The sequence below is a fragment of the Pseudomonas sp. NPDC089396 genome, assembly GCF_044749545.1.
Taxonomy (GTDB): Bacteria; Pseudomonadota; Gammaproteobacteria; order Pseudomonadales; family Pseudomonadaceae; genus Aquipseudomonas.
The window spans coordinates 191,423-209,053 of record NZ_JBIVIC010000001.1 but is presented as its reverse complement, the minus strand read 5'-3'; the positions used below and the strand labels follow the sequence as shown (position 1 = coordinate 209,053).

Sequence of the window (17,631 nt, the reverse complement as noted above, 5' to 3'; positions counted from 1 at the left end):
GGTTGAATTGCCGGGCATTCTAACCAGTAATCAGCGCTTCTTGATGAATCCGTAGATCACCAGAACGATCACCGCGCCTATCAGCGCGCCAATGAAGCCCGCCGCCTGGCCTGCCTGATAGATCCCCAGCGCCTGGCCGCCATAGGTGGCGAGCAGGGAGCCGGCGATACCCAGCAGGATGGTCATGATCCAGCCCATGCTGTCGTCGCCCGGCTTGATGAAGCGGGCCAGCAGGCCAACGATGAGACCGATGAAGATAGTTCCGATGATGCCCATGGCAACCCCTCTGTGATGAAGATGGAACAAGCCAAAGCCTAGACAGCGCTTTGACTTGTTGCCATTTCTGAGGGCAAGCCGCTTGCAGAAGTTCGAACGAAAGCGCGATCAGTTGCTGATCAGTGCCTCTACTTCGGCAATCTTGCAGCGCAGAGTAGCCATGTCCTGGCAACGCAGGGTGGCGTGGCCGACCTTGCGCCCGACCTTGAAGGCCTTGCCGTAGTGGTGCAGGTGGCAGTCGTCGATGGCAACGACCTTGTCCACTGCCGGCACTTCACCGATGAAGTTGAGCATCGCGCTTTCGCCGACCTTGGCAGTCGAGCCCAATGGCAGGCCGGCAACGGCGCGCAAGTGGTTCTCGAACTGGCTGCACTCGGCCCCTTCGATGGTCCAGTGCCCGGAGTTGTGCACACGCGGGGCAATTTCGTTGGCCTTCAGGCCACCGTCGACTTCAAAGAACTCGAACGCCATCACGCCAACGTAGTCCAGCTGCTTGAGCACACGGCCGACGTAGTCTTCGGCCAGCGCCTGCAGCGGGTGCGCCTCACTGGCCACGGACAGGCGCAGGATGCCGCTCTCGTGGGTGTTGTGCACCAGCGGGTAGAAGCGGGTTTCGCCATCGCGAGCACGTACGGCCACCAACGACACTTCGCCGGTGAACGGCACGAAGCCTTCCAGCAGGCAGGGCACGCTGCCCAGCTCAGCGAAGGTGCCGACCACATCCTCAGGCTTGCGCAGGACCTTCTGGCCCTTGCCGTCATAGCCCAGGGTACGGGTCTTGAGCACCGCCGGCAGGCCGATGCTGGCTACCGCGGCATCGAGGTCCTGCTGCGAAAGAATGTCGGCGAAGGCCGGGGTCGGAATGCCCAGGTCGCGGAACATGCTCTTTTCGAACAGACGGTCGCGGGCGATGCGCAGCGCCTCGGCGCTTGGGTAGACCGGGACGAACTGCGAAAGGAACGCCACGGTTTCGGCCGGGACGCTTTCGAACTCGAACGTTACCAGGTCGACTTCGTCGGCCAGCTGGCGCAGGTGATCCTGGTCGCCGTAGTCCGCCCGCAGGTGTTCCCCCAGGGGCGCGGCACAGGCGTCTGGCGCCGGGTCGAGGAAGGCGAAGTTCATGCCCAGCGGAGTTCCCGCCAGGGCCAGCATGCGGCCCAGTTGGCCGCCACCGATTACACCGATCTTCATGGAGTCAGCCTCAAGCCTGGCGTGGATCAGGATTGTCCAGCACGGTGTCGGTCTGCTCCGTACGGAACTGCTTCAGCGCGGCGTGGTACTGCGGGTACTTGGCGCCGAGGATGCTCGCCGACAGCAGAGCAGCGTTGACCGCGCCCGCACGGCCGATGGCCAGCGTGGCAACCGGCACACCGGCCGGCATCTGCACGATCGACAGCAGCGAGTCGACACCCGACAGCATCGAGGACTGCACCGGCACGCCCAGCACCGGCAGGTGGGTCTTGGCGGCGCACATGCCTGGCAGGTGGGCAGCGCCACCGGCACCGGCAATGATCACCTCGATGCCACGCCCTTCTGCCTCTTCGGCGTACTGGAACAGCAAGTCCGGGGTGCGGTGGGCGGAAACCACCTTCACTTCGTAGGGAATGCCGAGTTTTTCCAGCATATCGGCGGTGTGGCTAAGGGTGGACCAATCGGACTTGGAGCCCATGATCACGCCAACCAGTGCACTCATCGTCGAGCCTCTCCTGCAAGCGCCTTCTGGCGCGCTAAAAGCAACAAGCCACGCAGGTGGACCGGCGTGGCTTGTCATACGGATTCTGAATCGACCAGGTTGGCCGAAGGCGCGGGATTATAGCGTATGGATGAGTAAACCGCCCAGCCCTGTATGCACATTGGCAGATCAAAGGCAAGCTGTCTCGCGGGACAAGTTTTTTGGGGGGTGCATGGCTTTCTCTTCAACGCCTCAAACAGCCCCTTCAACCTGAGCACTGGACTCCAGCTTGCGCCACAACAGCCGGACGTTGGCCTTGCGCACCAGGGCGCAACGGTACAGGCGTATTTCCAGCGGCACATGCCATTGACTGCCCCCGCAAATGGCCAGCTCACCCCGCGCCAGCTCGCCACGCATCGACAGATGCGGCACCCAGGCAATGCCCATGCCTTCCAGGGCCATGCTCTTGAGACTGTCGGCCATGGCGGTTTCATAAACCGTGGTGTAGCGCAGGCTGCGCTGGCGCAGCAGGAGGTTGACCGAACGGCCGAGGAACGCACCGGCGCTGTAAGCCAGCAACGGCACGCTGCTATCGCCTTCGAGGTCGAACAAGGGCTTGCCGTCGGCACCTACGGCGCACACCGGCAGCATCTCGGTGGTGCCCATGTGCAGCGACGGGAAAATTTCGGCGTCCATCTGCAGCGCTGCATCGGGATCGTAGAAAGCCAGCATCAAATCGCATCCGCCCTCACGCAAAGCATGCACGGCATCTCCGACGTTAGTCGCAACCAGGCGGGTGGCGATGTTCAAACCTTCGTTGCGCAACTGAGCAACCCAACGTGGGAAAAAGCCCGATGCGAGGGAGTGTGCAGCGGCCACCTGGATCACCTCGCCCTGCCCGCCTTCGAGGTGATGCAGGTGGCGAAGAACCTCACCCAACTGGTCGACAACCGTCCGTGCCGTTACCAGAAACAGCTGCCCCGCCTCGGTCAATTCAATCGGGGTGCGGGAACGATTCACCAAGGTCAGCCCAAGGGCTGCCTCCAGGCTGCGAATCCGCCGGCTGAAGGCCGGCTGAGTCACGAAACGGCGCTCCGCCGCTTGGGAAAAACTGCGGGTAGCGGCCAGGGCACTGAAGTCTTCCAGCCACTTGCTTTCGAGGTTCATGAAGCAGGTCTCCCGACGTGCACCAAATTGGAACACGCTCGTTTGTCAATTAGCGTCACACGAATCACTATGCCGTTTGTGCATAGGTTAGCGTGCAACAGCATTGGCCGCAAAATCCCCTTCAGGCCTAGGATTGGCGCCATTCCGGCATGTGCCGGGTCAAAATCGAGATGATATCCATCATGTCCTCCGCTGCATCGTTCCGCGTCGAAAAAGATCTGCTTGGTACCCTTGAAGTCCCTGCCGATGCCTACTACGGCATCCAGACTCTGCGCGCTGCCAACAACTTCCACCTCTCCGGTGTTCCGCTGTCGCACTACCCGAAACTGGTAGTCGGTCTGGCGATGGTCAAGCAGGCAGCTGCTGACGCCAACCGTGAGCTGGGGCACCTGAGCGATGCCAAGCACGCCGCGATCAGCGCAGCCTGCGCACGACTGATCAAGGGCGATTACCACGAGCAGTTCGTGGTGGACATGATCCAAGGCGGTGCTGGTACTTCTACCAACATGAACGCCAACGAAGTCATCGCCAACATCGCGCTGGAGGCCATGGGTCACCAGAAGGGTGAGTACCAGTACCTGCACCCGAACAACGATGTGAACATGGCGCAGTCGACCAACGACGCCTACCCGACCGCTATCCGTCTGGGTCTGCTGCTGGGTCACGACGCCCTGCTGGCCAGCCTCGACAGCCTGATCCAGGCCTTCGCTGCCAAGGGTAAAGAGTTCGACCACGTACTGAAGATGGGCCGCACCCAGCTGCAGGACGCCGTGCCGATGACCCTGGGCCAGGAATTCCGCGCCTTCGCCACCACCATGACCGAAGACCTGCAGCGCCTGCGCTCGCTGGCGCCGGAACTGCTGACCGAAATCAACCTGGGCGGCACCGCCATCGGTACCGGCATCAACGCCGACCCGGGCTACCAGGCCCTGGCCGTACAGCGCCTGGCCACCATCAGCGGCCAACCGCTGGTACCGGCTGCCGACCTGATCGAAGCCACCTCCGACATGGGTGCCTTCGTGCTGTTCTCCGGCATGCTCAAGCGTACCGCGGTCAAGCTGTCGAAGATCTGCAACGACCTGCGCCTGCTGTCCAGCGGCCCGCGCACCGGCATCAACGAGATCAACCTGCCAGCGCGTCAGCCAGGCAGCTCGATCATGCCAGGCAAGGTCAACCCGGTTATCCCGGAAGCGGTCAACCAAGTGGCCTTCGCCATCATGGGCAACGACCTGGCCCTGACTGTCGCCGCCGAAGGTGGCCAGCTGCAGCTGAACGTGATGGAGCCGCTGATCGCCTACAAGATCTTTGACTCGATCCGCCTGCTGCAACGCGCCATGGACATGCTGCGCGAGCACTGCATCGTCGGCATCACCGCCAACGAACAGCGCTGCCGTGAACTGGTCGAGCACTCGATCGGCCTGGTCACCGCCCTGAACCCGTACATCGGCTACGAAAACGCCACCCGTATCGCTCGCGTTGCCCTGGAAACCGGCCGCGGCGTACTGGAACTGGTGCGCGAAGAACAGCTGCTGGACGAAGCGATGCTCAACGACATCCTGCGTCCGGAAAACATGATCGCTCCGCGTCTGGTTCCGCTGAAGGCGTAACCCGACCGCTGCAAACAGTCTCACCAGGTCGAGGGACTAGACACCTCTCAACCTTTCAAGGGCCCGAGCGCACGCTCCGGGCCCTTTTTTTATGCCTGCCGCTGCCCGGCACACTACTTGCTCCATAATGCCTCCCAGGCAAACGGGATTACCGAGCATGCTGCATAGCCACCTGACCACCCTGAACGCGGTTTCGCTGATCCTCAACCTGTTTCAGGAAGACGGTTGCGAAGCGGCGGCGTTGCTGGCCGGCAGCGGCATTGGCCCGCAAGACCTTGGGCATGCCGATGCACGCATCACCACCCAGCAAGAGCTGCAGGTGTGCGCCAATGCCGTGGCGCGGCGCGAGGACATCGGCCTGGAACTGGGCCGGCGCATGCATGTGTCGTGCTACGGCATGCTCGGTTACGCGCTGCTCTCCAGTGCCACTTTGGGTGACGCCTTGCGCGTGGCGCTGCAGTATCCGGCACTGCTGGGAACAGTCTTCCAGCTACGCCTGATTGACGATGGCCAACGGGTCTGGTTCAGCGCCAGCGACTATGGTGACAGCCCGGCACTGGCCGCCTTCAATGCCGAGTTCTGCCTGGTTTCACTGAAAGTCATCTGTGACGATCTGCTCGGTCGCCCACTGCCGTTGCTCGGCGCCCGCTTCGAACATGCTCAACCGAGCTATCACACGCTTTATACCCGTGCATTCGAGTGCCCCTTGAGCTTCGCCGACAAAGACAATGCATTTGCCTTCGAGCGGCGCTGGCTCGACACCCCGTTGCCGCTGGCCGACCCGATTACCCACAAGGCCATGAGCGAGCGTTGCCGACGGCTGAACCTTGAATTCACTGGGCGCCAGGCCTGGCTAGGACGGATTCGCCAGCTGTTGCTGCAGCAACTGGATGCCGCACCGGGCCTGGAAGGGCTGGCGCGGCAGATGAACTGCTCGTCGCGCACCTTGCGCCGGCACCTGCAGGCACTGGGCAGCAGTTATCAACAGCTGCTCGATGACCTGCGCTTTGAAAGGGCCAAGCAGTTGCTGGCTGATGAGCAGATGCCGATCTATCGGATTGCCGAGACCTTGGGTTTCAGTGAGACGGCCAGTTTTCGGCATGCGTTCCAGCGTTGGAGTGGTGTAGCGCCAAGCCATTTCCGCGGCTGACTGTACGCCCTATCGCCGGCAAGCCGGCTCCCACAGGGATAGCGCCGCTCTTGAGGCTGGCGGGGTACCTGTGGGAGCCGGCTTGCCGGCGATGAGGCCGGTACCGGCCAGCGACCTTGGCCACATCGATCCCCTTTTGGCCGTTTGCGTCGTTCTCCACCTGCGGGTCGCCCATGAAAATGGGCCCACGCCTGTCCCCCCGGAGAACAACAAAATGCTGACAATCTATTCCGATGACCACCGCCTGCACCACGGCCGCTGCGAGCTGATCGACGGCAAGCTGATGCCCTGTTTCGAAATGCCTTCGCGCGCCGACCATGTGCTCGAACAAGTGAAAAAGCGCAACCTCGGCGAGGTCGCAGGCCCGACCGACTTCGGCCGCGCGCCGTTGCAACGCATCCACAGCGCCGACTACCTCGACTTCTTCGAGGGTGCCTGGGCGCGCTGGGCGGCGCTGGGGCATGAGGGCGACCTGCTGCCCTTCACCTGGCCAGCCCGCACCCTGCGCCAGGTCAAGCCGACCGGCCTGCACGGCGAACTGGGTTACTACAGCTTCGATGCCGGCGCCCCCATCACCGCCGGCACCTGGCAGGCCGCCTACAGTGCCGCGCAGGTTGCCCTCACCGCCCAGGCCGCCATCCAGCAAGGCGCGCATTCGGCCTTCGCCCTGTGCCGCCCACCAGGGCACCACGCCGCCGCCGAAGTCATGGGTGGCTACTGCTACCTGAACAATGCCGCCATCGCCGCCCAGGCCTTCCTCGACCAAGGCCGTGCGAAAGTGGCCATCCTCGATGTCGATTACCACCACGGCAACGGCACCCAAGACATCTTCTATCAACGCAGCGACGTGTTCTTCGCCTCGATCCACGGTGATCCGCAGGCCGAATTCCCGTTCTTCCTGGGCTATGCCGATGAAACCGGTGAGGGCGCCGGCGAGGGCTGCAACATCAACTACCCATTGCCGGCCGGCAGTGACTGGGCCGCCTGGAGCGACGCCCTGGAAGCCGCCTGCCAGCGCATTGCCGACTACGATGCCGATGTCCTGGTGATTTCGCTGGGCGTGGACACCTTCAAGGACGACCCGATCTCCCAATTCAAGCTGGACAGTCCGGACTACCTGGAAATGGGCAAGCGCATCGCACAACTGGGCAAGCCGACCTTGTTCGTGATGGAAGGTGGCTACGCTGTGGAAGAAATCGGCATCAACGCCGTCAACGTGCTGGAAGGCTTCCAGCGCGCCCAGCCAGGAGCCCGGTAATGGTCCGACTCAAGCGTCTGCTCGCCCCGTTCATCGCTGCCACCCTGCTCACCGGCGCCCTGCAGGCCCAGGCTGAACAGCGCACCCTGCGGGTCTACAACTGGTTCGACTACATCACCCCGCAGACGCTGAGCGACTTCCAGAAGGACAGCGGCGTCAAGCTGATCTACGACATCTTCGACACCAACGAAGCGCTGGAAGCCAAGCTGCTTACCGGTAACTCCGGCTATGACGTGGTGGTGCCGTCCAACGTGTTCCTCGCCAAGCAGATCGAAGCCGGGGTTTTCCAGCCGCTGGACCGCAGCAAACTGCCGAACTGGCAGCACCTGGACCCGGCCCTCATGAAGCTGATCGAGGCCAACGACCCCGGTAACAAGTTCGCCGTGCCCTACATGTACGGCACCGTGCTGATTGGCTTCAACCCGGACAAGGTCAAGGCAGTGCTGGGCGACAACGCGCCGGTGGACAGCTGGGATTTGATCTTCAAGGAAGAAAACATCGCCAAGCTCAAGCAATGCGGCGTGGCGCTGCTCGACTCACCTTCGGAGATCCTGCCGCTGGCCCTGCAGTACCTGGGCCTGGACCCCAACAGCGGTAAGCCGGACGACTACAAGAAGGCCGAAGCCCTGCTGCTTAAGATCCGCCCACACATCACGTACTTCCACTCCTCGAAGTACATGGCGGACATCGCCAACGGTGACATCTGCGTGGCCGTCGGTTATTCCGGCAGTTTCTCCCAGGCCGCCAACCGCGCGCGGGACGCGAAGAATGGCGTAGTGGTGGACATGCGCTTGCCCAAGGAAGGCGCGCCCATCTGGTTCGACATGCTGGCAATTCCGAAGAATGCCGCCAACCCGGAGGATGCGCATAGCTTCATCAACTATCTGCTGCGCCCGGAAGTGATTGCGCCGATCAGCGACTTTGTCGGGTATCCGAACCCGAACAAGGATGCGACCGAGAAGGTCGCCCCGGCGATTCGCAACAACCCGAACCTGTACCCGACCGCCGAGGCCATGACCAAGCTGTACACGCTCAAGCCATTGTCGCGTGACGCAGAGCGGGCACGGACGCGGGCGTGGAGCAGGATCAAGTCCGGGACCTGATGCTGCATCAATCTGTGCGATCCGTGTAGGAGCGGCCTTGCGTCGCGAAAGGACTGCGAAGCAGTCCCAGCAGATTTTGCAGGCTGCTGAAATCCTGGGGCTGCTTCGCAGCCCTTTCGCGACACAAGGCCGCTCCTACTTCCAGGCCTTGCGCAACCGCATCAAGGCTCCGGCAATCTCCCCCTCCGGCACCGCCGCAAACCCCAGCACCAGCCCTGCGCGCTTATCCAAAGGCACCGTGCTGTCTTCCATCCAGTAGCTGCTCAGCGGATTGACCTCCACCCCCACCGCCTCAGCCCGCGCAACCAGTTCCTGCTCGCGCGCAAAGTTATCCACATCCACCTTCACGTGCAGCCCCGCTGCCACTTCCGGCATCCCGCCCAGTCCCGGTACATCCACAGGCCACCCGGCTTTCAGCACATTACGCCGGCTCAATGCCGCCCGCCGCATGCGGCGGATATGCCGCTGGAAGTGCCCCTGGGCCATGAACTCGGCCATCACGCACTGCGTACCCACCTCGGAATGCCGCATCGCCAGCGCCCTGCCTTGGCTGAAGGCCTGCACCAGCCGCGCCGGCAACACCAGGTAGCCAAGGCGCAGCGCCGGAAAAGCGATCTTGCCGAAAGTGCCGACATACAACACCCTCCCCTGGCGGTCCAACGCCGCCAGCGGGGCCAACGGCGCGCCGCTGTAGCGGTACTCGCCGTCATAGTCGTCCTCGATGATCCAGCCATCGCCACGCTCGGCCCAGGCCAGCAATGCCAGGCGCCGGGCCAGGCTCATGGTCACCCCGGTCGGGTACTGGTGAGCAGGGGTGACATAGGCCAGCCGACAATCCTGCAGCTGCTCCAGGCAGCTGCAATCCATGCCTTCCTCATCCACGGGTACTCCGATCACTTTGCCGCCAGCGACGGCGAAGGTATGACCGGCAGCCCTGTAGCCAGGGTTTTCCACAGCCACGCCGTCGCCCGGCTGCAACAGCAACTGTGCACAAAGGCTGATGGCCTGCTGTGCGCCACTGGTGATCACAATTTGTTCAGCCGTGCAGGACAGACCACGTGAACGGCGCAAGTACGCCGCAATCAGCTCGCGCAGTGCCCGCTCGCCTGCAGGGTCACCGTAACCCAGCTGCGCAGGGTCGGGATTGCGCCAGAAACCCGCCTGCAGCTTGGCCCAGACGTCAAACGGGAACAGGTCGAACGCTGGAATTCCCACGCGAAAAGCACGCGGTGCACCGCTTCTTGGCAGCGGTAGATGGTTACTTTTCAGACGCTCCAAGGGCTCGCTGGAAAGGGTGTTGCTGGATAAATCCTCAGTATTTTCCGGCGAATTTGTGGATAAGCCTGTGGATAAACCCCGGGATAACCCTGTGGATAGTTGTGTGGATAGTTTTGCTTGCCGGCTGACATAGGTGCCATCCCCTACCCGGCTTTCGATGTAGCCCTCGGCATACAGCTGATCGTAGGCACGCACCACGCTGTTGCGCGAAAGCGCCAGGGTAGCCGCCAGGTCGCGAGTGGCCGGCAACCGCGTGCCGCTGCCCAGCCGCCCGTCCAGCACGCGCGCGCGCAACGCCTGATACAGCTGCTGACTCAACCCGCGACGACGGTCGAGAACGATCCCGGCAGGGTCGAAAGGCGACAGGAGGGGACGCTCGCTCATGGCATTGGACCTATGAAAACAACCTTTAATGGATCTTACTCTGAGCCAATAGCCTGCCTAGGATGAAGTCATTCGACAAGGAACCTGCGCATGTACAACAGCAAACCTCACCAGGAGCACGACCTGCACCGCCTGCACCAGCACATGCTCGACACCCGCCTGGCCGTGCTGGTCAGCCATGGCGAGCAGGGCTTGCTGGCCACCCACCTGCCGGTGCTGGTCGACACGGCGGAAGGCGAATTCGGCACCGTCTACGCTCACCTGGCACGTGCCAATCGCCAATGGCAGGACCTGGAACAGGGCGGTGAAGCCTTGCTGGTGTTCCCGGGCGCCGATGCCTATGTGAGCCCCAGCTACTACCCCAGCAAGGCCGAGAACCCCAAGGTGGTACCGACCTGGAACTACCAGGCCGTTCACGCCTACGGCCCTGTCGAAGTGATTCACCAAGCCGCGCCGCTGTTGGACATCGTCAGTCGACTGACCGAGCGCCATGAACAAGACCGTAACGAGCCGTGGAAAGTGGCCGATGCACCCCGCGATTACCTCGACGGCATGCTCCGCGCCATCGTCGGTATCCGCCTGCCCATCGCCCGCTTGCAAGGCGCGCGCAAGCTCAGCCAGAACCGTTCGGCGCAAGACATCGCCGGCGTACGCGACGGCCTGAGCAGCAGCCCCGATTACCTCGACAACCAACTCGCGGCGCAGATGCGCCAACTCTGAAGGAAAAGCCCCATGCCCAGCGTCACCCTGCGCCCTGTCGGCGCCAACGACCATGCTGCCTGGCTCGCCCTCTGGCAGGCCTATCTGCGCTTTTATGAAACCGAGTTGCCCGAGGCCGTCAGCACCAGCACCTGGCAGCGCCTGCTCGACCCCTGCGAACCGACGAACTCGGCCCTGGCCTGGGTCGATGGCAAGGCAGTGGGCATGGTCAACTGGATCTACCATCGCTCCAACTGGAGCATTGAGAACGCGTGCTACCTGCAGGATCTGTACGTGGACAGCGCCCAGCGTGGCCTGGGCATCGGCCGCCAGTTGATCGAACACGTCTATGCCACGGCCAAGGCCGCTGGGTGCATCAAGGTGCACTGGCTGACCCACGAAACCAATGCCACCGCCATCAGCCTGTATGAACAGGTTGCCGAGCGCCCGGGCTTCATCCAATTCCGCAAAGGGCTGTAGGCCGAACATGACTGACGCACTGAACTGGAAACCGGCTGCAACGCCTAGGGCAGAGCCGCTCGAAGGCCGTTACATTCGCCTGGAAAAGCTCGACCCGGCACGCCACGGTGATGATCTGTGGAACGCACTGCAGGGCCCGGCTTCCGATCCGGTCCTGTGGGACTACTTGCCCTACGGCCCGTTCACCGAGCGCGCCGCCTTCGACCGCTGGCTCGAGGGCAATGCCGCAGGCCACGACCCGCTGTACTTCACCGTCCTCGACCGCGCCAGCGGCCAGGCCCAGGGCGTACTCACGCTGATGTCGATCGTGCCCGACCACGGCCGCATCGAGATTGGCCATATCGCCTTCGGCGCCCCCATGCAGCGCACGCCCAAGAGCACCGAGGCGGTGTACCTGCTGGGCAAACTGGGTTTCGAGCTGGGCAACCGCCGTCTGGAATGGAAGTGCAACAACGCCAATGCCCGCTCCAAGCGCGCAGCGGAGCGGTTCGGCTTCCAGTTCGAAGGGGTGTTTCGCAAGCACCTGGTGGTCAAGGACCACAACCGGGATACGGCGTGGTATTCGATTACCGATGATGAGTGGCCGCAGGTGGCGGCGGGGTTCGAGCGGTGGTTGAGCGAGGAGAACCAGCAGGCTGAGGGGCAGGTGCGGACGTTGGAGCAGTGCCGTAGAGGCTGAGGGGTGTATTGGTTTTACTGGCCCTATCGCCGGCAAGCCGGCTCCCACAGGTACACCACAAGCCTTGAGGGCAGTGGGATCCCTGTGGAAGCCGGCTTGCCGGCGATAGGGCCATTAAATCCAGCACAAAAAAAGGGGAGCATCCGCTCCCCAGAGGTAAACCGCTTGTAGATGAAGGCTTCTGTCAGCCTTCGATCTCGATCAGGATTTCACCCGGCGTCACGCGATCGCCCTTGGCCACGTGGATGGCCACGACCTTGCCGGCGATGGCCGCCTGCACTTCGGTCTCCATCTTCATCGCTTCGGTGATCAGCACGGCCTGGCCGGCCTTGACCATGTCGCCTTCCTTGACCAGCACATCGACGATGTTGCCCGGCATGTTGGTGCTGACGTGACCCGGGGCGCTGGCCTGCTTGCGCTTGCTGCCACCGCCGCCGCCGACGAACTCGTTGAGCGGCTCGAACACCACTTCTTCCGGCATGCCGTCGATCGACAGGTAGAAGTGACGCTTGCCTTCGGCCTTCACGCCCACGCCGGTAATGTCGACGCGGTAAGTTTCGCCGTGCACGTCGATCACGAACTCGGTAGGTACGCCTTCGCCGCCATGGGCTGCGACAGCGCCGGCTTCCGGGATCGGCAGCAGGGCTTCAGGGGTCAGGGTGCCGGCTTCGCGCTCTTCGAGGAACTTGCGGCCAATGTCCGGGAACATGGCGAAGGTCAGGACGTCTTCTTCGCAACGGGCCAGGGCACCGATGTCGGCACGCAGCTTGGCCATTTCTGGCTTGAGCAGGTCGGCCGGACGCACGTCGATCACTTCTTCGCTGCCGATCGCCTGGCGGCGCAGTTGCTCACTGACCACACCTGGCGCCTTGCCGTATCCGCCTTGCAGGTACAGCTTCACCTCGTTGGTGATGGTCTTGTAGCGCTCGCCGGCGAGCACGTTGAAGAACGCCTGGGTGCCGACGATCTGCGAGGTCGGAGTCACCAGCGGCGGGAAGCCGAGGTCTTCGCGAACCCGTGGAATCTCAGCCAGCACTTCGTTCATGCGGTTGAGGGCGCCCTGCTCCTTGAGCTGGTTGGCCAGGTTGGAAATCATCCCGCCCGGTACCTGGTTGACCTGCACGCGGGTATCCACGGAGGTGAACTCGCTCTCGAACTGATGGTACTTCTTGCGCACGGCGTAGAAGTACAGACCGATTTCCTGCAGCAGTTCCAGGTCCAGGCCGGTATCGAACTCGCTGCCCTTGAGCGCCGCGACCATCGACTCGGTCCCCGGGTGGCTGGTGCCCCAGGCGAAGCTGGAGATGGCGGTGTCGATGTGGTCGGCGCCATTTTCCACAGCCTTGAGCTGGCACATGGCGGCCAGGCCGGCGGTGTCGTGGGAATGGATGAACACCGGCAGCGACTGCTCGGCTTTCAGCGCCCTGACCAGCTCGCCGGTAGCGAACGGCGTCAGCAGGCCGGCCATGTCCTTGATCGCGATCGAATCGCAACCCATGGCCTCCATCTGCTTGGCCTGAGCTACAAAGGCGTCGATGGTGTGCACGGGGCTGACGGTGTAGGCGATGGTACCCTGGGCGTGCTTGCCGGCAGCCTTGACCGCTTCGATGGCCACACGCAGGTTACGTACGTCGTTCATGGCATCGAAGATGCGGAACACGTCGATGCCGTTGACTGCAGCCTTGGCCACGAACGCCTTGACCACGTCATCGCTGTAGTGGCGGTAGCCCAGCAGGTTCTGCCCGCGCAGGAGCATCTGCAGGCGGGTGTTGGGCAATGCGTTGCGCAGTTTGCGCAGGCGCTCCCACGGATCTTCCTTGAGGAAGCGCACGCAGGCGTCGAAGGTGGCGCCGCCCCAGACTTCCAGCGACCAGTAGCCGACCTTGTCGAGCTTGTCGCAGATCGGCAGCATGTCTTCGGTACGCATGCGGGTGGCCAGCAGGGACTGGTGGGCGTCGCGCAGGATCGTGTCGGTTACGTGAATTTTCTTGGACATTATAAGGTTCCTCACAGGCCTGCGTGGGCGGCGATGGCGGCGGCGATGGCCAGGGCCAGCTCTTCGGGTTTGCGCTTGATCGAGTAGTTGGTCAGTTCAGGGTGGCTTTCGACGAAGCTGGTATTGAACTGGCCGCTACGGAATTCCGGATTGCGCAGGATTTCCTGGTAGTACGCGGCGGTGGTCTTCACCCCTTGCACGCGCATGTCGTCCAGGGCCCGCAGGCCGCGGTCCATGGCTTCTTCCCAGGTCAACGCCCACACCACCAGTTTCAGGCACATGGAGTCGTAGAACGGCGGAATGGTGTAACCGGTGTAGATCGCCGTGTCGGTACGCACGCCCGGGCCGCCGGGGGCGTAGTAACGGGTGATCTTGCCGAAACTCGGCAGGAAGTTGTTCTTCGGGTCTTCGGCGTTGATACGGAACTGCAACGCGTAACCGCGGTGGTGGATGTCTTCCTGCTTGACCGACAGCGGCAGGCCCGAGGCAATACGGATCTGCTCGCGGACGATGTCGATACCGGTGATTTCTTCGGTGATGGTGTGCTCCACCTGCACCCGGGTGTTCATCTCCATGAAGTACACCTCGCCATCGGCGAGCAGGAACTCCACGGTACCGGCGTTCTCGTAGTTCACCGCCTTGGCGGCGCGCACCGCCAGGTCGCCGATGTAGGCGCGCTGTTCGGGGGTAAGCTGTGGGCTCGGGGCAATTTCGACAAGCTTCTGGTTACGGCGCTGGATCGAGCAGTCGCGCTCGAACAGGTGCACCACGTTGCCAAAGCTGTCACCGAGGATCTGCGCCTCGATGTGCTTGGGGTTGACGATGCACTTTTCCAGGAACACTTCGGCCGAGCCGAAGGCCTTGGTAGCCTCGGAAATGACCCGTGGGAAGTTCTGCTCCAGCTCTTCGCGGCTGTTGCAGCGGCGAATGCCGCGTCCGCCACCGCCAGAGGTGGCCTTGAGCATGACCGGGTAACCGATGCGCTCGCCTTCGCTCAGGGCTTCATGGATGTCGGCAACGTTGCCTTCGGTGCCCGGCGTTACCGGTACACCGGCCTGGATCATGGTGCGGCGCGCTTCGGTCTTGTCGCCCATGCGGCGAATGACGTCGGCGGCCGGGCCGATGAACTTGATCCCGCGCTCGGCGCAGATCTCTGCCAGCTCAGCGTTTTCCGACAGGAAACCGTAACCCGGGTGCAGGGCATCACAGCCGGTTTCCACAGCAAGGTTGACCAGCTTGCGCGGGTTCAGGTAACCCTCAAGAGGCTCGGCACCAATGCTATAGGCCTCGTCGGCGCGCTTGACGTGCAAGGCGTGACGGTCGGCGTCGGAATAGATCGCGACAGAGCGAATGCCCATCTCGGCGCAGGCACGCACGATCCGAACTGCGATTTCACCCCGGTTGGCGATCAGGATTTTTTTTATCACTGGAGTCTTCCCAAAGCCGTAGGAACAGACGAGCCGGTTCTACCGGTCGGCGCGTGACCAGATGTTGCTGGCCAGTCGCACATTCACCCTAGCGCTCTAGGTCGATAAACAAAAATCAATATTTGTTAGAGGTAGTATTAGCAAAGGCTTATAGTTGAGTAACAAGGTTTTGCCGGAGCCTGAAAAAAATGCGTAAGTCATTGATGCGTATGACATTGCGTCAATTGCAGATCTTCAACGAGGTGTGTGATTTACGTTCCTACAGCCGCGCCGCGGAAGAAATGGCACTGACGCAACCCGCCGTTAGTCTACAGATCCGTCAGCTCGAAGAACTGGTCGGCCAGCCACTGTTCGAGTACGTGGGCAAGAAGCTGTACCTGACCGAAGCGGCCGAAGCGCTGCAACGGGCCAGCCGGGACATCTTCGGGCGCCTGGATAGCCTCGACATGCAGCTGTCGGACATGCAGGGCTCATTGCAAGGTCAGTTGAAACTGGCCATCGAATCCAGCGCCAAATACTTCGTGCCACACCTGTTCGCCGCCTTCAAGCAACGTCACCCGGAGGTCAACCTGACCCTGACCGTGGTCAACCGTGCCCAGGCGATTCGGCGCCTCTCGGACAACCGCGACGACCTGATCATCATGTCCATGGTGCCGCAGGACATGGGCCTGGAGTTTCTGCCGTTCCTGAACAACCCGATCGTCGCCGTGGCGCCACCGGACCACCCGCTGGGCAAGCTCGACAATTTGCGCCTGCAGGATCTGGAGCCTCATACCTTGCTGGTCCGTGAACAGGGTTCGGGCACCCGCAAGGCGTGCGAAGAGTACTTCAAGGACAAGCGCGTGCACTTTACCCAGACGCTGGAGGTCGCCTCGGCCGACGCCCAGCGCGAATGCGTGATCGCAGGGCTGGGCATCGCCTTGCTGACCCGCCATGCAGTGAACATGGAGCTGGCCACAGGCATGCTCCAGGAATTGCCGGTGGAGGAACTGCCGCTGTACCGCAGCTGGTGCGTGGTGCAGTCGAAAGCCAAGCGGCAATCGCCGGTAGCCTTGGCATTTCTGGCGTTCATTCGCAGCGAACGTGCGCTGATCAGCGCGATTGTTGAACGTTTTTCGGGGAAGTTGCCGCCGACGCCTGCCACACCGTGAGTTCTTGCAACTCGGGGTAATCAGCCAGTTCGCGTAGCAGTTGGCGTTGGTCGCAGTAGCTTTCGATCGCACGGCGATACTCCATGCGACGCTGATCCTTTTCCTGCTGCTTGCGAGTCTTGGCGCTGGGTTGGTAAGAGCCATCGAAGTCACGAGTCATTGTCTGTCTCCCTGATCGAGTGCGGGAGTTTCAGACTGGCTCTAGTGGTTTACCGTTTGGCTGTGGAACGGTGACAAAAACATGAAGTTTTCTAGGTCCCTTTCTGTGGGAGCCGGCTTGCCGGCGATGAGGCCAGGACAGACATGAGGAGGTAGCCTGTTCGGGCCCTATCGCCGGCAAGCCGGCTCCCACAGGGGAAATCAGGGACTTCAAGGCATGTAGTGCACCTGTGGGTCAGGCCGAAGGCCTTCAGTCATCCATCGCCTTGATCGATTTTGGCGACAGGCGCAGGCTGCGCAAACTGCGTTTCACGCTCTTGAGGTGATTGACCAGGCTCGGCCCGCGCGCCATGGCCACGCCCATGGCCAACACGTCGATCACCACCAGGTGGGCGATACGCGAGGTCAGCGGGGTGTAGATCTCGGTATCTTCGTGCACATCGATCGCCAGGTTGACGGTCGACAGTTCCGCCAGCGGCGTCTGGCTCGGGCACAGGGTGATCAGGTTGGCGCCGCTCTCACGCACCAGGTTGGCAGTGATCAGCAAGTCCTTGGAGCGCCCCGACTGGGAAATGCACACGGCCACGTCACCCGGCTTCAGGGTTACAGCCGACATCGCCTGCATGTGCGGGTCGGAATAAGCGGCGGCGTTGAGCAGCAGGCGGAAGAACTTGTGCTGGGCATCGGCGGCCACCGCACCTGACGCGCCAAAACCGTAGAACTCCACACGCTGGGCCTGAGCCATGGCGCTCACGGCCTGCTGCAACGCGTGCGGGTCAAGCTGCTCGCGCACTTCCATCAGGGTGTGCAGGGTCGTGTCGAAAATCTTCAGGCTGTAGTCAGCGACCGAGTCGTCTTCGTGAATGGCGAACTGTCCAAAGCTGGCGCCCGCCGCCAGGCTCTGCGCCAGCTTGAGCTTGAGGTCCTGGAAGCCCGAGCAGCCGATTGCCCGGCAAAAGCGCACGATGGTCGGCTCGCTGATGCCCACGCTGTGCGCCAGATCGGCCATGGAGCTGTGCATGACGGCAGCCGGGTCCAGCAGCACATGGTCCGCGACTTTGAGTTCCGATTTGCGCAGCAGGTGGCGCGATTGGGCGATATGTTGCAACAGATTCACGGGCTGGACTCGGTTATGATCGGCTGGC

The 17,631-nt window shown here is 62.4% G+C and carries 17 protein-coding genes; 8 read left to right on the top strand and 9 right to left on the bottom strand.

What is annotated here, in order from left to right; all coding sequences use genetic code 11:
- Positions 1 to 30 precede the first annotated feature (30 nt).
- The 4 genes from ACIPZB_RS01020 to ACIPZB_RS01005 form a co-directional block, all read right to left on the bottom strand.
- Positions 31 to 276: a GlsB/YeaQ/YmgE family stress response membrane protein gene (locus ACIPZB_RS01020; protein WP_400638657.1), complete on the bottom strand. Its 246-nt coding sequence runs from the start codon at positions 274 to 276 to the stop codon at positions 31 to 33.
- 108 nt (positions 277 to 384) lie between these two features.
- Positions 385 to 1,467 carry a 5-(carboxyamino)imidazole ribonucleotide synthase gene (locus ACIPZB_RS01015; protein WP_400638656.1) on the bottom strand — a complete coding sequence of 361 codons (1,083 nt, stop codon included), beginning with the start codon at positions 1,465 to 1,467 and terminating at the stop codon, positions 385 to 387.
- A 10-nt stretch (positions 1,468 to 1,477) separates the two neighbouring features.
- Complete coding sequence (gene purE, locus ACIPZB_RS01010; protein WP_003253304.1) at positions 1,478 to 1,969, bottom strand: 5-(carboxyamino)imidazole ribonucleotide mutase; 492 nt, start codon at positions 1,967 to 1,969, stop codon at positions 1,478 to 1,480.
- A gap of 231 nt (positions 1,970 to 2,200) precedes the next feature.
- Positions 2,201 to 3,115, bottom strand: a complete 915-nt coding sequence (locus ACIPZB_RS01005; RefSeq protein ID WP_008097252.1) for a LysR substrate-binding domain-containing protein — start codon at positions 3,113 to 3,115, stop codon at positions 2,201 to 2,203.
- Between the two features lie 182 nt (positions 3,116 to 3,297).
- Between ACIPZB_RS01005 and aspA the strand changes: the two genes are divergently transcribed.
- The 4 genes from aspA to ACIPZB_RS00985 all read left to right on the top strand — a co-directional run bounded on the left by aspA (position 3,298) and on the right by ACIPZB_RS00985 (position 8,233).
- The gene (gene aspA, locus ACIPZB_RS01000; RefSeq protein ID WP_043273933.1) at positions 3,298 to 4,722 is read left to right on the top strand and encodes an aspartate ammonia-lyase; all 1,425 of its coding nucleotides are present in this window, start codon (positions 3,298 to 3,300) and stop codon (positions 4,720 to 4,722) included.
- Between the two features lie 157 nt (positions 4,723 to 4,879).
- Complete coding sequence (locus ACIPZB_RS00995; RefSeq protein ID WP_400638655.1) at positions 4,880 to 5,872, top strand: AraC family transcriptional regulator; 993 nt, start codon at positions 4,880 to 4,882, stop codon at positions 5,870 to 5,872.
- A gap of 214 nt (positions 5,873 to 6,086) precedes the next feature.
- Positions 6,087 to 7,130: a histone deacetylase family protein gene (locus tag ACIPZB_RS00990; protein WP_400638654.1), complete on the top strand. Its 1,044-nt coding sequence runs from the start codon at positions 6,087 to 6,089 to the stop codon at positions 7,128 to 7,130.
- Positions 7,130 to 8,233, top strand: coding sequence for a polyamine ABC transporter substrate-binding protein (locus ACIPZB_RS00985; protein WP_400638653.1), 1,104 nt, complete (start codon positions 7,130 to 7,132; stop codon positions 8,231 to 8,233). The genes ACIPZB_RS00990 and ACIPZB_RS00985 overlap by 1 nt, the downstream gene beginning before the upstream one ends.
- A gap of 135 nt (positions 8,234 to 8,368) precedes the next feature.
- On the opposite strand, the gene ACIPZB_RS00980 is transcribed toward ACIPZB_RS00985, so the two are convergent.
- Complete coding sequence (locus ACIPZB_RS00980) at positions 8,369 to 9,895, bottom strand: PLP-dependent aminotransferase family protein (RefSeq protein WP_400638652.1); 1,527 nt, start codon at positions 9,893 to 9,895, stop codon at positions 8,369 to 8,371.
- Positions 9,896 to 9,985: 90 nt separating this feature from the next.
- Between ACIPZB_RS00980 and ACIPZB_RS00975 the strand changes: the two genes are divergently transcribed.
- The 3 genes from ACIPZB_RS00975 to ACIPZB_RS00965 are packed head-to-tail and all read left to right on the top strand — an operon-like array spanning position 9,986 to position 11,753.
- A complete protein-coding gene (locus ACIPZB_RS00975; RefSeq protein ID WP_400638651.1) occupies positions 9,986 to 10,615 on the top strand; it encodes an FMN-binding negative transcriptional regulator in 630 nt (209 codons plus the stop codon).
- Between the two features lie 12 nt (positions 10,616 to 10,627).
- A complete protein-coding gene (locus ACIPZB_RS00970) occupies positions 10,628 to 11,074 on the top strand; it encodes a GNAT family N-acetyltransferase (protein ID WP_400638650.1) in 447 nt (148 codons plus the stop codon).
- Between the two features lie 7 nt (positions 11,075 to 11,081).
- The gene (locus ACIPZB_RS00965) at positions 11,082 to 11,753 is read left to right on the top strand and encodes a GNAT family N-acetyltransferase (protein WP_400638649.1); all 672 of its coding nucleotides are present in this window, start codon (positions 11,082 to 11,084) and stop codon (positions 11,751 to 11,753) included.
- Between the two features lie 184 nt (positions 11,754 to 11,937).
- On the opposite strand, the gene oadA is transcribed toward ACIPZB_RS00965, so the two are convergent.
- Both oadA and ACIPZB_RS00955 read right to left on the bottom strand, forming a co-directional pair.
- Complete coding sequence (gene oadA / locus ACIPZB_RS00960) at positions 11,938 to 13,749, bottom strand: sodium-extruding oxaloacetate decarboxylase subunit alpha (protein ID WP_008098225.1); 1,812 nt, start codon at positions 13,747 to 13,749, stop codon at positions 11,938 to 11,940.
- Positions 13,750 to 13,760: 11 nt separating this feature from the next.
- Positions 13,761 to 15,176: an acetyl-CoA carboxylase biotin carboxylase subunit gene (locus ACIPZB_RS00955; RefSeq protein ID WP_008098223.1), complete on the bottom strand. Its 1,416-nt coding sequence runs from the start codon at positions 15,174 to 15,176 to the stop codon at positions 13,761 to 13,763.
- A gap of 188 nt (positions 15,177 to 15,364) precedes the next feature.
- Between ACIPZB_RS00955 and ACIPZB_RS00950 the strand changes: the two genes are divergently transcribed.
- A complete protein-coding gene (locus ACIPZB_RS00950; RefSeq protein WP_008098222.1) occupies positions 15,365 to 16,327 on the top strand; it encodes a LysR family transcriptional regulator in 963 nt (320 codons plus the stop codon).
- Here the strand turns inward: ACIPZB_RS00950 and ACIPZB_RS00945 are convergent.
- Positions 16,269 to 16,487, bottom strand: coding sequence for a PA3496 family putative envelope integrity protein (locus ACIPZB_RS00945; protein WP_008098220.1), 219 nt, complete (start codon positions 16,485 to 16,487; stop codon positions 16,269 to 16,271). The genes ACIPZB_RS00950 and ACIPZB_RS00945 overlap by 59 nt on opposite strands.
- A 249-nt stretch (positions 16,488 to 16,736) precedes the next feature.
- Positions 16,737 to 17,603 carry a transcriptional regulator HexR gene (hexR, locus tag ACIPZB_RS00940; protein WP_008092286.1) on the bottom strand — a complete coding sequence of 289 codons (867 nt, stop codon included), beginning with the start codon at positions 17,601 to 17,603 and terminating at the stop codon, positions 16,737 to 16,739.
- Between the last annotated feature and the right edge of the window lie 28 nt (positions 17,604 to 17,631).

Excerpts from the sequence above, each read along its gene's own strand:
- aspA (WP_043273933.1), top strand. The coding sequence starts at position 3,298 with ATGTCCTCCGCTGCATCGTTCCGCGTCGAAAAAGATCTGCTTGGTACC.
- ACIPZB_RS00945 (WP_008098220.1), bottom strand. The coding sequence starts at position 16,487 with ATGACTCGTGACTTCGATGGCTCTTACCAACCCAGCGCCAAGACTCGC.
- purE (WP_003253304.1), bottom strand. The coding sequence starts at position 1,969 with ATGAGTGCACTGGTTGGCGTGATCATGGGCTCCAAGTCCGATTGGTCC.
- ACIPZB_RS00965 (WP_400638649.1), top strand. The coding sequence starts at position 11,082 with ATGACTGACGCACTGAACTGGAAACCGGCTGCAACGCCTAGGGCAGAG.
- ACIPZB_RS00995 (WP_400638655.1), top strand. The coding sequence starts at position 4,880 with ATGCTGCATAGCCACCTGACCACCCTGAACGCGGTTTCGCTGATCCTC.
- ACIPZB_RS00970 (WP_400638650.1), top strand. The coding sequence starts at position 10,628 with ATGCCCAGCGTCACCCTGCGCCCTGTCGGCGCCAACGACCATGCTGCC.
- oadA (WP_008098225.1), bottom strand. The coding sequence starts at position 13,749 with ATGTCCAAGAAAATTCACGTAACCGACACGATCCTGCGCGACGCCCAC.
- ACIPZB_RS01005 (WP_008097252.1), bottom strand. The coding sequence starts at position 3,115 with ATGAACCTCGAAAGCAAGTGGCTGGAAGACTTCAGTGCCCTGGCCGCT.
- ACIPZB_RS00980 (WP_400638652.1), bottom strand. The coding sequence starts at position 9,895 with ATGAGCGAGCGTCCCCTCCTGTCGCCTTTCGACCCTGCCGGGATCGTT.
- ACIPZB_RS01020 (WP_400638657.1), bottom strand. The coding sequence starts at position 276 with ATGGGCATCATCGGAACTATCTTCATCGGTCTCATCGTTGGCCTGCTG.
- ACIPZB_RS00975 (WP_400638651.1), top strand. The coding sequence starts at position 9,986 with ATGTACAACAGCAAACCTCACCAGGAGCACGACCTGCACCGCCTGCAC.
- ACIPZB_RS00950 (WP_008098222.1), top strand. The coding sequence starts at position 15,365 with ATGCGTAAGTCATTGATGCGTATGACATTGCGTCAATTGCAGATCTTC.
- ACIPZB_RS01015 (WP_400638656.1), bottom strand. The coding sequence starts at position 1,467 with ATGAAGATCGGTGTAATCGGTGGCGGCCAACTGGGCCGCATGCTGGCC.
- ACIPZB_RS00990 (WP_400638654.1), top strand. The coding sequence starts at position 6,087 with ATGCTGACAATCTATTCCGATGACCACCGCCTGCACCACGGCCGCTGC.
- ACIPZB_RS00985 (WP_400638653.1), top strand. The coding sequence starts at position 7,130 with ATGGTCCGACTCAAGCGTCTGCTCGCCCCGTTCATCGCTGCCACCCTG.